At 58.4% G+C, this 14,201-nt stretch carries 12 protein-coding genes; 6 read left to right on the top strand and 6 right to left on the bottom strand.

Annotated features, from left to right (window positions below; genetic code table 11):
• The first annotated feature begins 6 nt into the window (after positions 1-6).
• From ASD46_RS12890 to ASD46_RS12900, 3 genes are all read left to right on the top strand, one after another.
• Positions 7-666 carry a hypothetical protein gene (locus tag ASD46_RS12890; RefSeq protein ID WP_060642373.1) on the top strand — a complete coding sequence of 220 codons (660 nt, stop codon included), beginning with the start codon at positions 7-9 and terminating at the stop codon, positions 664-666.
• Between the two features lie 70 nt (positions 667-736).
• Positions 737-2,296 carry an O-antigen ligase family protein gene (locus ASD46_RS12895; RefSeq protein ID WP_013761747.1) on the top strand — a complete coding sequence of 520 codons (1,560 nt, stop codon included), beginning with the start codon at positions 737-739 and terminating at the stop codon, positions 2,294-2,296.
• 52 nt (positions 2,297-2,348) lie between these two features.
• Positions 2,349-3,554, top strand: coding sequence for a glycosyltransferase family 4 protein (locus ASD46_RS12900; protein WP_060642374.1), 1,206 nt, complete (start codon positions 2,349-2,351; stop codon positions 3,552-3,554).
• A 38-nt stretch (positions 3,555-3,592) separates the two neighbouring features.
• Here the strand turns inward: ASD46_RS12900 and ASD46_RS12905 are convergent, their stop codons facing one another.
• Entirely contained in the window at positions 3,593-4,687 is a 1,095-nt protein-coding gene (locus tag ASD46_RS12905; protein WP_013761749.1) for a glycosyltransferase family 4 protein, read from the bottom strand.
• A gap of 55 nt (positions 4,688-4,742) precedes the next feature.
• Positions 4,743-5,891: a glycosyltransferase family 4 protein gene (locus ASD46_RS12910; protein WP_013761750.1), complete on the bottom strand. Its 1,149-nt coding sequence runs from the start codon at positions 5,889-5,891 to the stop codon at positions 4,743-4,745.
• 420 nt (positions 5,892-6,311) lie between these two features.
• On the opposite strand from ASD46_RS12910, the gene ASD46_RS12915 reads away from it, so the two are divergent.
• Positions 6,312-7,649: an SGNH/GDSL hydrolase family protein gene (locus ASD46_RS12915; RefSeq protein ID WP_013761751.1), complete on the top strand. Its 1,338-nt coding sequence runs from the start codon at positions 6,312-6,314 to the stop codon at positions 7,647-7,649.
• A gap of 136 nt (positions 7,650-7,785) precedes the next feature.
• Entirely contained in the window at positions 7,786-9,168 is a 1,383-nt protein-coding gene (locus ASD46_RS27365; RefSeq protein WP_025595451.1) for an O-antigen ligase family protein, read from the top strand.
• A 74-nt stretch (positions 9,169-9,242) separates the two neighbouring features.
• Here ASD46_RS27365 and greA read toward each other — a convergent pair whose 3' ends face one another.
• Positions 9,243-9,725: a transcription elongation factor GreA gene (gene greA, locus ASD46_RS12925; RefSeq protein ID WP_025595449.1), complete on the bottom strand. Its 483-nt coding sequence runs from the start codon at positions 9,723-9,725 to the stop codon at positions 9,243-9,245.
• Positions 9,726-9,934: 209 nt separating this feature from the next.
• Here greA and ASD46_RS12930 point away from each other — a divergent pair, with 209 nt between their 5' ends.
• Positions 9,935-11,332 (top strand): family 16 glycosylhydrolase, encoded by a 1,398-nt coding sequence (locus ASD46_RS12930; RefSeq protein WP_013761754.1) that lies wholly within the window; start codon positions 9,935-9,937, stop codon positions 11,330-11,332.
• 78 nt (positions 11,333-11,410) lie between these two features.
• Here ASD46_RS12930 and ASD46_RS12935 read toward each other — a convergent pair whose 3' ends face one another.
• Genes ASD46_RS12935 through ASD46_RS12945 form a run of 3 tightly spaced genes read right to left on the bottom strand, consistent with a single transcriptional unit; the run spans position 11,411 to position 14,201 of the window.
• Positions 11,411-12,325 carry a TIM barrel protein gene (locus ASD46_RS12935; RefSeq protein WP_003511278.1) on the bottom strand — a complete coding sequence of 305 codons (915 nt, stop codon included), beginning with the start codon at positions 12,323-12,325 and terminating at the stop codon, positions 11,411-11,413.
• Between the two features lie 26 nt (positions 12,326-12,351).
• Entirely contained in the window at positions 12,352-13,077 is a 726-nt protein-coding gene (locus ASD46_RS12940) for a glycerophosphodiester phosphodiesterase family protein (protein WP_060642375.1), read from the bottom strand.
• Between the two features lie 11 nt (positions 13,078-13,088).
• Positions 13,089-14,201 (bottom strand): ABC transporter ATP-binding protein, encoded by a 1,113-nt coding sequence (locus tag ASD46_RS12945; RefSeq protein ID WP_003511281.1) that lies wholly within the window; start codon positions 14,199-14,201, stop codon positions 13,089-13,091.

The raw sequence follows: 14,201 nt of genomic DNA on the forward strand, positions 1-14,201 counted from the left end.
GACGGAATGGCGGGCCTGCGTAAATTCTTCGCGGTCGTGCCGGTTCTCATCCTTTCCGTGTTTGTTTTATCCGTCGCCGCACAGGCGTTTTCCGAAACCCGGCGGTTTTCCGATGTCGTCGCCTTGGCAAGAATTGCCGACGACAAAAGCGGCCTGGCGCACGATCTTCTGGCGAAGACGGTCGATGGGCTGCACCCCGTCGTTGCGGAGAAAATCTGCCGTTCGGATATCGTCAAGGCCGGGTTACGGCTCGTTCTCGCAGATCTCGATGCAAATGGCCAAGATGCGACGTCGGAGGCCGGTGCGGCGCGTCTCGGCTTTGCCGAAAGCTATATTCGTCACGCGCTCTCCTGTTTGCCTGCAAATGGCGATGTGTGGCTGCGTCTTGCCATGGTTCGTTCGCTGCGTAACGCCTCGCCAATGGAAATCGCCGTTCTGATGAATTTTTCCCAACTTTACGGGCCTGCAGACGCCAACCTGATACGCGGGCGCTTCGTGATGTGGCAGCAATTTCCAAAAGACACACTGCCTCAGGCCGATGCGGCCCGCAATGCGGACACGGCAGTCGTCTGCGGGAAGGAGGGGGAAATCCTGCGCTGGACCCTGCGGAAGATCTGTCCGCAGCAGCCGCAGGCCGGCATGAAACGTACCGTGCCGCTTCCGTGACATAGCGGCCCGCCTCGTCCTTCTACCTTAGACATCGTCGCAGCAACAGTTATTGCAAAGCCGAAAGCCAATGTCGTCCATCGAAGCCCAATCAGAACCGCTATCCTCATCGCCACCGCGACCGGTTGCGTTTCCAGACTATTTTCGGACGGCCGCCATAGTCATCTTCTGGGCTATCTTCCTGCTTGCGCTTCTCAATCGCGGCGCAACCGAAATCGAGAGCCGTATCGTCGTCACCGTTGCAATTTATTTGTTGCTCGTGCCCGCCATCCTGTTGTTCGGGCCGCCCCGGGCTGGTTCAAGCTTGGCACTTGTGGCGACCTGCCTTTTGCTGGGGGCACTCATCATCCAGATGTGGCTGCAATCATCTGTGCCGGGTATTGCTCCACCCAATCCCGCCTGGTCGACCGCCGCCATGTTTATGCAGCTCGCGCCCGACGCCACGGTTTCGCTCACCCCGGCGGATGATCGGCTCGGCCTGTTAAGCGCCGCCCTGCCCTTCGGCGCCTTCATGGCCGGCCTCGTCATTTTCGATACCGACGAGCGCGCGGCAAAAGCGCTGCGATGGTTCGCAATTGCCGGCGGATGGCTGGCACTGTTGTCAATCGTGCAATTTCTGCTTTTTCCAGAAACACTCGGCTTCATTCAGAAGCGCTTCTATCTCGGCAGCCTGACCGGCCTTTTCGTCAACCGTAATACCGCCGCCACCTTCTTCGGTCTCATTCTCCTGACCCTCGTCGTGATGCTGCACAAACGGCTGACGGCTCCAGACTGGGGAATGGTCAGGGCGCTGGTGGCAAATCGCCTGACCGTTCCAGTCGGCCAGAAACGCCTCATCCGCAAGGCCGCCTTCATCGGCGTGCTCACTGCCTTTTGCTTCATCGCCCTGATGCTGACCGGATCGCGCGCCGGCATCGCATCAAGCTTTGCGGCACTGAGTTTCCTCATTCTTCTGACCGTCTTCAACTCACCCATCAAAACAGGCCGCAACGCGGCTGCCCTGCGGCGCAAGCGGCGCGGCACGAAGCGCCGCGCGGCGATCGTGCTCGCCATTACGCTTGGCCTGTTCCTGCTCTTCGCCAATCGCGTGGCGCTTCGCATGGAAACGCGATTGGAAGACGACATGCGCTTCTGCTACATGCCGGGCATCGCGCGTGCCATTTCTGACAGCTGGCCTTGGGGAACCGGCCTTGCAAGTTTTACGGAAACCTATGCGCCCTATCATGCGGCGCAATGCGGGGTGGACGCCATCGTCACCCACGCCCACAATGTCTATGCCGAGGGACTGCTGACGCTCGGCCTCGCATTTCCATTTTATGCGGCTTTTTTCGTGCTCGTCCAACTCGCCATTTTTATTCGCGGGGCGCGCAAACGCAAAAACTACCGTTACGCCTCCCATCTCGGCCTTGCCGGGCTGCTGCTCGTCGCATTGCATTCGACACTCGATTTTTCGATGCAGATCCCCGGCTTCGCAATGGCTTACGCGGTATTCCTTGCGCCCGTCGTCACGCTTTGCCTGAACCCACCAGGGGTTGGACGGGACCGTTCGCGGCGGCGCGAACTATCTCCAACCGATCCCGCAATGCCGGCCCAGATCAGTCCGGATGGGCAGCAGCCATCATTTCGCTGATGCGCAATAGTTGTAACGATTACAAACCACACAAAGACGCGAGAATTTGGGCATGCGGATATTGCAAATAACGTCGCTGTTTTCTCCGGACCGGGTCGGCGGCGCGGAGATATTCGTGGAAGACCTAGCGCGCGGGCTGGCGGAGAATGGACACACGGTAGCGGTGGCGGCGATCTCACGCAAACAACAGGCCGTGGAGCTGCGGGATGATTTCGCCGTTTACCGCCTCGGACATACCACGCCGTTTTTTATCGGGGACTGGGAAGAGCAACCCGGATGGAAGCGAAAATACTACAAGTTCGCCGTGCAGCTGGATCCGGGTCTCGTGCGCCGGCTTGCCCGCGTCATCGATGATTTCCGGCCTGATGTCGTCAACACCCATTCGCTGTCGGAGCTGACACCGCTGATCTGGCCGATGATCCGCAAGCGCGGCATTCCGCTCGTCCATTCCCTGCACGATTTCACCAGCATGTGCACCAACGGCTCTCTGTTTCACGACGGGCACATCTGCGACGGCACCAGCAAAAAATGCCGCGCCCTCTCTTACCTGCACCGGCGTTGCCAATGCGCCGTCGACGCTGTCGCCGGTGTCGGCCACGATATTGTCGAGCGCCATGTGCAGGCCGGCTTTTTCACCCATGTACCGGAAAGCCGCCGCACGGTCATCTGGAATGCCATCGCGCCGCCAGCTTCACAGACACAGCGCATTCCACGCGCGCCTGGGGACCCGCTTGTTTTCGGCTATCTGGGCCGCATCGAGGCGCCCAAGGGTGCAGATCTCCTGATCGAGTCGCTGCCGCTCCTGCCGCCGAAGGGCTGGCGACTGGTCATGGCGGGTCGCGCGCCGGGCGGCATCGAAGCCTACGAGCAAAAAACCGCCAACCTTCCGGTCGAATTTCCTGGCTACGTGGACGCCGATAGTTTCTTCGCCGGTATAGATTGTCTGATCGTTCCACCACTCTGGCCAGAGGCTTTCGGGCGCACTGTCGCTGAAGCTATTCTACGCGGTGTGCCGGTTCTCGGCGCCAATCTCGCCGGTGTCGCCGAACAGATCGGTCGGGACCGGCCGGAACGCCTTTTCACGCCGGGCAGCGCCGCCGAGCTTGCCGCCCGCATGACTGACGCGATGCGCAACCCCGCCATTCTCGCGGAAACACCGGAAACCAAAGCGCGCATTTCGCAGGGTGTCGCGCCCGAACGGGTAATCGGGGCATACGAAGCTCTGTATTCGGAGCTGCGCAGCGGCATCAGGGCATGAGCCGTAAGATTTCACCCCGGGGACATGACTTCTAGACGTCAGGTCTGTTCATGGAAAATCTGCGCATAGCTTTCCGCCGCCTTCTGCCATGAATACAGCTTGCGGTTTTCATAACCAGCCTGGCGAAGATCGCTTGCCAGATCCGGCGCCCGAAAAAGCCGCTCAAGTGCCGCGACAAGGCTGTCAGAGTCCGCGGGATCGAAGGTGAGTGCGCCCTTTCCGGCGATCTCCGGCGTTGCGGAACGGTTGGAGCAGACGACCGGACACCCCAGTTGCTGCGCCTCCAGCACCGGCAGGCAGAACCCTTCATATGTGGAAGGCACGCAAAGGCAGGCGGCGTGGCGGTAAAGGTCTGCCAGTTGATGGTCGTCTATGCCGGAAAGCCGGATCAGTCGCGCCTTCAGCTCCGGATCATCTAGTACGCTGCCGATTTCCTCGGCATCGTCGCGGCCAACATGCACGACGTGCAAATCCGGCCTAACTTTGCCAATCACGGCAAAAGCCTTGCCCAGAAGCGAAAAGTTCTTATTCGACGTCGCGTTTCCGACCGCCAGTATGTAGGGCGCGGCAACTGGCGGCGGGCCGTTTAAACTCGCTAGATCGACATTCAGGGTGCTGTCAGAATGGATAGTCAGGCTTTTCCCGGCAGCCGATGGATAAAACTGCGCCAGATCCTTACGCGTCGCTTCCGATACGCAGGTGATCCGGTTCGAACCAGCCATCATCAGTCGAAAGATCAAATCCGTCGTCAACGTCGCCCGCCAGCCGATCTGTTCGGGAATGGTCCTGAAATAAAGATCGTGAACCAGGGTGACGCGCCGTTTGCCGCCGCTGGGACTTCCGAAGGGATCGGCGTTGAACAGCACATCGATGCCGAGCTTGCGGCAAAGTGCCGGTAGCGTCATGGCCTGACGCAGCACATCAAACACCATGATACGCGGCCGCGGCGTCTCAATCAGCTGAAGGCGGCTTTCGCGCAGGTTTTCGGGCAGCTGTGCCCGCGTCCAGGGAGAGCGCAGGATGTAGTCGTCCCGCGTCTGATCCAGCAGCCGCTCCAGCAGGCTGAAGGTCACGCGGGCGACGCCGGAAGGTTTGCCGCCATACTGGCTCGGCATGTTTACGAGAATACGCATCCTGACCCTTCCGCTTGCCTGCACTTTCTGTCCGAATTGATCGCCAAGAGGCCCCTCACACTGCTTCCGACAGCAAAGCGGAAACAGACCGGCAGGTCTCCTCCAGCGAAAAACGCCGGCTCACATCCTCGCGGCCCTGCTGCGCCAGCCTTTCCGCCAGAGCTGGCTGCGACAGGATGCAGCCTAGTGCTGCCGCAAGCGCCGATGCGTCGCCCGGCGGCACCAGAAGACCCGTTTCGCCGTCCCTAATGATTTCGGTAACCCCACCACCGCGTGTAGCGACAACTGGCCGCCCGCACATCATGGCCTCCACCACCACCCGCCCGAACGGTTCGGCGACAACAGAGGTGTGGGCAACGGCATCCATCGATGCCATCAACTCTGGTACATCCGACCGGAAACCGAGGAAGCGGACACGACCATCCAGACCGAGACGGGATGCCTGCTCGCGGATGCGCGTCTCATAGGCGTCCTGCCCGAATAGCGCTCCGCCAACGATGACGGCCTGAACGCCATCCATCGCCGCGATCGCGTCCAGAAAGACGTGCTGCCCCTTCCATTCGCTCAGCCGGCCGAACAATCCGACAAGCGGTTCAGGACCAAGGCCCAATTCCGTACGCAACCGCGCAGCTCTGCCGGGATCATGGGCCACAGCCTTCGCGGGATCGAAGCCGTTATAAACGATGCGGACCTTTTCTGCCTGCCCGCCGGCTTCAACGAAAGCCCGGCCGGTTTCCTGCGAATTGACGGCCACCAGCCTTGCGAAAAGGCGCGCGAATGCCAGCGAGGCATGGCGATTGGCGGAGCTGAATGCGGGATCGGTGACTATATCGTGCAAAACCCAGACAAGTGGGCGGCGGCTGAGTTTCGCGGCAAGCGCGCAAACGAACAGCGCCTTCTGCGAATTGGCGCAGATTACGTCGTAATGTCTCGCCTGCTGGCTCAATTGCCAAGCGACGGCGACAACATCGGCCGCGCCACGCAGCATTGCGCCAAACGATGAATCACGGCGGATCGACAGCATTTTTTCGCCAGCGGATAACATGACCGGAGGCCTCCCGGCCGCTGCCAGATCATCAGCAGCACCACCGCCACTGAGAAAACACGCTCGCCAGGAATGCGGTCCGGCCTTGAGGAGGTCCGTCAGAAAAAGCTCGGCGCCACCCTTCTCTCCTGTGTGACTGACAAATAGAGCGGATGTCATGACATCACCTGTGAAGTACCAGAGCACCCAAGTTGCCATTGCCCTAAATTGCGGGCATGAATGGACAGCCCGTGAAAATGACGAGTGCACTTGCCAACGCCAGGGATATTTTCACCGGCAATTTCAGTATAAGAACAACAATGCTTGATTGTGGTTAGAAAAAATAACATTCAAACCTTTATGCGGATAAAAATCCGATATACGTAAATTAAAAGAAAAATATTCTATCTATATATTTTAAAAGAGATCGAAGAAAAATTCGTGACGTATAATTTTACTGCTTTTCGCCGTCCCGTTTCCTGCGTTTTGTCCCCCGGCCTTTCGGCGGAGTTATCCTAGGGCCAGACCAGGAGAACGAATGATGACACCGCTCAAACGCAACATATGCATATATATGACCGGAACGGAAGAGGTGCCGGCATGATCGGCGTATCGCTCGGCATCACCCCCCGAAACATCCCCACCATGGTCCCTTCCCTGAACGCGCTCTCACCCTTGCGCGCGCGTTTGACTGCGGGTCAGAATGCCACGATCTTCGTGAATGGTGACAGCACCGCCTATGCCGATGCCGGACCATTCCAGCAGTTCGCCATGATGCTCGGCGATCTGCATGACACAAGGGTTGTGCTGCACCGCTGGGCAGAATGGCAGACAAACGCCCCCACCGGGCCAAAGGCCTATGCGGATTCGGTTACGCTGCGCGCAGGCATGGGGCCAACGCTCACGGTCTATCTTGCGGCACTGCCCGGCGGCATGGCCGGTTACATGCTCGCGGACCAGCGCGCGGCGGCGTTGAAGATTCCCCGTCCCGACCTGTGCATCACGCATCATGGGCATAATATGCAGAGTTTCGAGACACCGGGTGGTATCCTAAGCTCCGGACGAGCCGCCCTGCTCGGACCGCTTGGCATGATGGAGTGGCAATGGCCGGGTGCCCCCCAACTCATCACCACCCAGAACCCCTGGCGCGATAGCACCGGTTACGACAAGGTCTATAATGCGATCCTTGACCTTGCCCGAGCGCACCCGGGCCTCACGCTGGTGGATACACACGCGCCATTTGTAGCGAGAGGCAAGGACCATGCGCTTTACCGCGACAACGTCCATCCGAACGATGCCGGATCTCAGCTCATCGCCCGAACCTTGTTCAGTTGTTATCTGGGATCGGCGCCCGATAACGTCTTTCAGACACCTTGTTGGCCAAAACTTCCCGCCGCCAATCTTATCGTCAACGGCGATTTCACCGATTGGACCGGGTCCGCTCCAGCGGGTTGGAATCTCACCGCGCCGGCCTCTGCCGGCAAAACCGCCGCAGTGACCTTTTCTCCGGCCTTCGCTTACAGCCTGGATCTGCGTGCAAACGGCAGCCAGTCAGCCGCGCTGTTTCGTTATTTCCGGAATGCAGAGGCAGCCGCGATGATTGGCAGAACCGTCTCCTTCGCGGTGCTTTACAAAAATAGCGAGGGGCAGCGAGCGCCCTATGTCACACTGATTACGAAAAGCGGCGGCGCGGTTCGGACGATAAGCTGCTCCGCCCTGCAATTCGGTGGTGCGAATGCCCTCGACAATAGCGGCTGGATGTGGGCCATAGCCAACGAGATCACCATCGACCCGGATATCAGCCCCAGCGGATACGGTTTCTATGTGAGGATCATGCCGGCATTCGGCATGAGCGCACCGGTTTCCAACGAACCGCTCTACATCCAGCGGGTGATCGCCGTTGAGGGCGCTCTGCCAAAAGGCAATCTGATCGACTGAAAACCATAGAAAATTGTCTTGCGCGGCAACGTCATCAAGACCACTATTCATCGTCATCACCCTGTCGCCTCATGGTGATGACGTCCTCTCCCACAGGGCCGCACCAAGGTCCGCCAGTGAAGGATACAGGCCGGGAATGACCAGAAGCACAAATATGGCGGCATCGCATCAATCCCCGTTGCCGGGTTTCGTTTTGGCGATGCCTCTTTATCCTTCAAAAACCATACAGGTGCCCGGTCTCTTTCTGGCGATATTCGTTTTTTCCATTGGCTTTTTCATTCAATGCAATGTGCTGACCAGCAATCTGGGCCTGCGCTTCCTCAACATCACCGACATGCTTGTCCTGATGACGCTACCCGTTATTGCCCTGCTTTACATTCGCTGTCTGACGCCGTCGATCATCCTGCTTTATCTCGTTCCGCTAACCATTTTTTTTGCACTTTCGGCTGTCTTTGCCGACGAACGTGGCGAAGGTGAATTTTACACCACCGCGATGGCATATTTTTACGCGGTCTATTTTCTGTTTTTTGCCTATATGCTGTTTAAGGAGAACCTTCTCGAGCTGTTCTGCTGGGGCATCTTCGCCGGCTTCATCGCGGTGACGATCCTGCTTTTTCTGGACATCGTCATTCACGACCAGCTCGCCTCCCTTGGCCTCTCTTTCATGTTCGATGAAACCGCCGTGCTGGCAGCTGCGGCAAAAGGCGAATTGAGCCCGTTGCTTTTGCGTGTCGAAAAAGCGGGAGGTATCTGGCCGGTGGGCAATACGGCGGGACCTGCCTTTGCCTTGGCGGGTGCGGCAGTCGCCTATCTTGCCGAAAGGCAAAAACGTCCCGCGCTGTTTGCCGTATTTTTGCTGGTCTATCTGGCGAGCTTCACACTTACTCTCAACCGGTCCGGAATATTTGCGGTTCTTGCGATCGGGGTTTATTTCTATATCAGAAATTTTTCCATCAAAATGCTGCTCAGCACCTATTTTGGTTTTGCCTTGTCCGCCCTTGTCATCGCAGCGATTTTGCCATTGGGCGCTTTCGATTTTGCGGAACAGATCTTTTCAAAACGGTTTCTCGAGGACAGCAACAGCAGCAACAATGCGCAGGAGCGCTGGGACACGCTAACCGGCGGCTTTCAGGTAATGCTCCATCACCCTTTGGGCATTGGTTTTACCGCTCGATACGAAGAACTGTCGAGAATATCGAGGATCGGAACGCCGCATAATGGCTTTCTCGCCACGGCCTATGCATCCGGCATAGGATTTGGCCTTCTCAGCGCCTTTGCGCTTGTTTACGCGATCCTCCGGAAACGAAAAGTCGGTTTCTTCGCCTATTCGGCGATCGGAATCGTTATCGTCTATCAATTTGAAGAGCTGAATTTCAATCCCGTTTTCATGGCCTATATGGGGCTCGTACTCGCCTATACTTTCATTGATCTGGATTTCAGGTTCTTTCTGAAAAATACGATGATGCGGATGGCTGGAATGGCAGAAGAGGACGCTTTGGCGACGGCACGGCCGGCCTAAATTACGGCGAGGTTCTCTCGCTCCAAACCGCACATCCTTGCTGCCAAAATTTGTTCCGTTTTCAAGTGGGCGCTTTAGGTCACTTCGATGATTTCAATCTCTTTGCCACCCAGGCTGACAACATCACCGGCAGATTTTCCCATCAGCAATCCTGCGACCGGGGAGACATAAGACATCGATCCATTGGCCGGATCGGCTTCATCCTCGCCTACGATCCGAAACCGTTGCGTCCTCCCGTCATCACGGCTGAATGTTACCACGCTGCCGAAGGCAACGGTGCCATCAGCAGGAGGGCTCGGCATCAGCTGGGCGGTGCGAACGCGCTCCGCGAAATACCGAATGTCCCGCAGAGGATTGGCTGAAAGCCGACGTCTTTCATTGACGTCTTCGACGGCATTGGCCGTTTCGCAGGCTTCGCGCGCCAATTGCAGCTGCTGCTCCAGCGCTTTCAGCCCAGCCTCCGTCACCAGATTGGGATGAGGCGAAATCACCCGGTCCGGCAGAACCGTTTCGGCTGCGGTTTCGGCACTATCTTCCTTGGTAAAGGCTACACTCAATTCTGGCACTCCATTCCCATGAGATGCCGCTTTGAGCATCTCCCTTTCCGTCCAATCCTGCCACCGCCCATTGCAATGCTGCAATAGCGTGCACCACAGAAACCGCCCATGTACCCCTCATTTCTGGCTCTAACAGGAGGCTTTTCGCCCTGTTAGGGTATTGCCCAAGAGGAGTGAGAAAGCCAACGCTAACGGACAGGAGACGGTCAATGGCCCGGACAGTATTGAATGCGCTTGGAGACACACTCTACTACAGCGACAATTCCACCGGATTTTTTTCCGCCACGGGTTCCGGACCGCTGCTGACAGGCACTGCCGGCAATGATTCCATGTGGGGCGACAGTTCCGTCAATGTGACAATGGCGGGCGGCACGGGCGACGATATTTATTACCTCTATTCCAGCATTAACCGCGCCGTCGAAAATGCCGGGGAGGGTATCGACACCATCGACACCTGGATGAGTTATACCTTGCCCGACAATTTCGAAAACCTGCGGGTAACCGGAGATGGTCGTTATGCCTTCGGAAATGAGCTGGACAACATCATAACCGGCGGATCGGGCAGCCAGACCATTGATGGCGGGGGCGGTAACGACGTGCTGATCGGCGGTGGCGGTGCGGATACATTCGTTTTTACGAGCGGCAACGGTACCGATCTCATCATGGATTTCAGCGCCAACGACACAATCCGGCTTAACGGTTACGGCATCACATCCTTCGAGCAGCTCGTCAGCAATGCCACCCAACAGGGCGATAATCTCCGGCTGAACTTCGCCAACGGCGAGGCCGTCGTTCTTGCCGGAACGACCATCGACGATCTTCAGGCCGACCAGTTCGAGCTCAGCCTCGACCGATCATCCCTCACCCAGACCTTTGCCGACGAATTCGATGCACTTTCACTTCGCAGCGGCGATCAGGGGACTTGGGATGCCAAATATTGGTGGGCACCGGAAAAGGGAAGCTCGCTGACGACGAATGGCGAGGCGCAATGGTACATCAACCCCGCTTATGCCGGCACATCAGAGGTCAATCCCTTCAGCATCAACAACGGTGTCCTGACCATCACCGCCGCGGAAACCCCGCAATCGATCGCCAACGAGGTTGAGGGCTATGATTATACCTCGGGTATGCTGAACACCTATTCGTCGTTCAGCCAGACCTATGGTTATTTCGAAATGCGCGCCGACATGCCGACCGACCGGGGCGCTTGGCCGGCCTTCTGGCTTTTGCCGCAAGATGGATCCTGGCCGCCGGAACTCGATGTCGTGGAGATGCGTGGGCAAAACCCCAATACGCTGATCATGTCCACCCACTCCAATGCAACGGGAGAACAGAGTTCGGTCATCAACAATGTCAGCGTGCCGAGCACGGAGGGGTTTCACACCTACGGCGTGTTGTGGGATGCGGAGCATATTACCTGGTATTTCGACGATGTCGCCGTGGCGCAGACGGATACGCCTGATGACATGCACGACCCCATGTATATGGTCGTCAATCTTGCTGTCGGCGGCATGGCAGGAACGCCGTCGGCGGTTGATTTCAGCGACGGTTCGCAAATGATGATCGATTACATCAAAGCCTATTCGCTTTCCGACTGGGCCGCGTAACGAAAAACGCCGGCAGTTGCGTTCAGAACTGCCGGCGCTTCAGACCTCAGCCTGTCGGCTGGGCCTTGTTCAGTTCAGTCATTCAGCCGCGATCTGCATCCGCTCAGTGTAGAGCGACATGAGATGACGCGCCGTTTCAAGACTCGCGGGCTGTTCGGCACGGTAGCGGCGGCCGATTTCCATCATCAGCACGGTATCCGGCAGGAAGGTCAGCTCCGAGAAGATGCCCTGCCAGTCGATATCTCCCCAGCCGAGCGGCATATGCAGATCGCCGATGCCGAGAGCGGTATTTTCCTGGTCGAAATACGGCTGATAAAAGCCCTGCGGCCGGCCGAAGGAATCGTGCACATGCAGATGGCCGGCAACCGGCGCCATGGCACGAAGCTGTTCGCGAAAATCGAGCCCGCGATAGGTGGATTCGAGATAGGCGTGGCTGAAGTCGATCAGCGCCACGACGTTATCATGGCCGATGGCCTTAACGGTCTGGGCCACCTCGGCAGGCGTCTGACGATATTGGCCGGGTTCGGTGGAGAAGATATTCTCAAGCGCGACCCGCACGCCATAGGGCTTGCAGAATTCCGCCAGCTCGAAAAGCGCCTCCCGCTCACGGGCATCGGCATCGGCCCGCTCGGCGATCTGGTCGGCACGCAGGGCACCACCATGCTGAACGAGGATGCCCGCGCCGATGCGATCGCACAGGACGGCCAGCGCCTTGGCTGCATCTATCTGGTAGCGGCACGTTACCGGGTCCATGAAATTGGACGAAACAAGACCGTGCACCGTGTAGCGGAAGTCGAATTCTTTGGCCAGCGCCACGAACCGTTGAGCGCGCTCCTCGATGATGCGACCGCCTGCGATCAGATCAAGGCTCGTTGCGGCGATTTCAACGGTGTCGCAGCCAATTTCGGCAAGCGCACGCAGATCGCTTTCGAGTGTGGCCAGTTCACCGTCGTCCGAACTGGCGTTGAAGCCGGTTCCAATAAGATTGCTCATGTCATCATCTCCAGGGGTAAGGAAGGTCATGCGAGTTCAGGCTGCCGTACGGCGCGGCGCGCCGTATCGAACAGGTCCGGGCGGTCGATATTGACGTAGTCTACCCCGGCCAATGCGATCTCATTATGAAGGTTGGCATCATCGCCGCCATAATAAACCATGATTTCCAGACCCGCCTTGCGGCATGCCGCGACAAGGCCGGGCTTGCGCATCTGCGCAGGTGTGATCTCGATGATCGAGGCATGGTGAACAGCCGCAGCCAGCGAAGGCGGCTTGGCGATATCGAGCGTCATCATCTTGCGGAATTCCGGCGCGGCGGCGGCCAGGCCCCGGCGCATTTCTTCGGAGAAAGAGAAAAAGAAGGTATCGCGCACCATGCCGAGGCTTCGTACCAGTGCCGCCACCTTGACGGGATCGCAATATTTCAGCTCGACATAGACGCCGCAGCGGCCGCGCAAATGGCTGAGATAGGCATCGAGCCGCGGTACAGCCGCACCCTTGAAGTTTTCGCCGAACCAGCTGCCGGCATCCAACGCATCGATCTCGCTCGACAGCATGTGGCCGATGGGACCCGTGCCATTGGTGGTACGATCCAGCGTTTCGTCGTGAAAGACATAAAGCACGCCGTCCGCGCTCTCGCGCACGTCGAGCTCGATGTAATCCGCTCCCTGCAGCAAGGCGAGGTCGGCGGCGGCGAAGGTGTTTTCGGGCGCAAAATGGTTGGCACCGCGATGGGAGACGATTTTAGGCATGGAAATTCCTGTCAGTTTACGGCTTGCGGTTCACGCGCCGGAATAGTCGAATGGTGGGAAAGATCGGCATGCAGCCCGGCGATGCGGTTACCGGCGGCATCGAACACCAGCGTCAGCGCCGATTTGCAGCTGATCCCGACACGATCTCCCGGCGCGTGGCGTATCGTCTCGCCATATTCGAGCGCGTGGATCATGCCTGCGGGCGTATCGATCGTGTAGAATACTTCACGCCCCATGGGCTCGACGGTGGTAACCTGCCCCTCAAGCCGCGCCTCGGACGATGTGACGAGGGCGATATCTTCCGGGCGCAGGCCAAAGGTGACTTCGCCGTCACAGCGGGCATTGAGGTCGAGCAGGGCATCGCCGATCTGCAACTGCCCGCCCTGCGCCCATCCTTTCAAGAGATTCATTGGCGGCGTGCCGATGAAACCGGCCACGAACAGATTGTCGGGCCGGCGATAAAGATCATCGGGCGTGCCGATCTGGGCAATGGCGCCGTTGTTCATGCAAATGATCCTGTCCGCCATGGTGATCGCCTCGATCTGGTCATGGGTGACGATCAGCGTGGTGATCTTCAGGCGCTTCTGCAGGCTTTTCAGCTCGGCGCGCATGGTGATGCGCAGGGTCGCATCGAGATTGGAAAGCGGCTCGTCCAGTAGCAGGATGTTCGGTTCCTTGACCAGCGCGCGGGCAAGCGCCACACGCTGCTGCTGGCCGCCGGAAAGCTGCGAGGGCCGTCGGTCGAGCAACGCGCTGATCTGCACGAGGCTTGCCGCCTCCTCCACCCGCCGCGCTGCCTCCTCACGCGGAACATTCTTGAAACGCAACGGAAAGGCGATGTTCTGCCGCACCGTCAGGTTGGGATAAAGTGCATAGGACTGGAAGACGATGCCGACATTCCGGTCGCGCGCATCGATGCGATTGACGTTGTGGCCGTCGAAAGAAATCTGACCCGCGGTCGGCGCGTAGAGCCCGGCGAGCAGGAAAAGCGTGGTCGACTTTCCGCATCCGGACGGGCCGAGAACGGCGACGAATTCGCCGTCTTCGATGGAGAGGGTCATCGGTTGCAGAACGCGGGTGTCGCCCCAGCTTTTGGTGACATTGTCGAGGGTGATCCTGGCCAT

The sequence above is a fragment of the Rhizobium sp. Root491 genome (assembly GCF_001427205.1).
In the GTDB taxonomy this organism is placed as follows: domain Bacteria; phylum Pseudomonadota; class Alphaproteobacteria; order Rhizobiales; family Rhizobiaceae; genus Agrobacterium; species Agrobacterium tumefaciens.

What these genes read in the sequence shown, in the direction of transcription:
- ASD46_RS12890 (WP_060642373.1), top strand. Translation starts at nt 7, where the DNA reads ATGGCGGGCCTGCGTAAATTCTTCGCGGTCGTGCCGGTTCTCATCCTT.
- ASD46_RS12895 (WP_013761747.1), top strand. Translation starts at nt 737, where the DNA reads ATGTCGTCCATCGAAGCCCAATCAGAACCGCTATCCTCATCGCCACCG.
- ASD46_RS12900 (WP_060642374.1), top strand. Translation starts at nt 2,349, where the DNA reads ATGCGGATATTGCAAATAACGTCGCTGTTTTCTCCGGACCGGGTCGGC.
- ASD46_RS12905 (WP_013761749.1), bottom strand. Translation starts at nt 4,687, where the DNA reads ATGCGTATTCTCGTAAACATGCCGAGCCAGTATGGCGGCAAACCTTCC.
- ASD46_RS12910 (WP_013761750.1), bottom strand. Translation starts at nt 5,891, where the DNA reads ATGACATCCGCTCTATTTGTCAGTCACACAGGAGAGAAGGGTGGCGCC.
- ASD46_RS12915 (WP_013761751.1), top strand. Translation starts at nt 6,312, where the DNA reads ATGATCGGCGTATCGCTCGGCATCACCCCCCGAAACATCCCCACCATG.
- ASD46_RS27365 (WP_025595451.1), top strand. Translation starts at nt 7,786, where the DNA reads ATGACCAGAAGCACAAATATGGCGGCATCGCATCAATCCCCGTTGCCG.
- ASD46_RS12930 (WP_013761754.1), top strand. Translation starts at nt 9,935, where the DNA reads ATGGCCCGGACAGTATTGAATGCGCTTGGAGACACACTCTACTACAGC.
- ASD46_RS12935 (WP_003511278.1), bottom strand. Translation starts at nt 12,325, where the DNA reads ATGAGCAATCTTATTGGAACCGGCTTCAACGCCAGTTCGGACGACGGT.
- ASD46_RS12940 (WP_060642375.1), bottom strand. Translation starts at nt 13,077, where the DNA reads ATGCCTAAAATCGTCTCCCATCGCGGTGCCAACCATTTTGCGCCCGAA.
- ASD46_RS12945 (WP_003511281.1), bottom strand. Translation starts at nt 14,201, where the DNA reads ATGGCCAGGATCACCCTCGACAATGTCACCAAAAGCTGGGGCGACACC.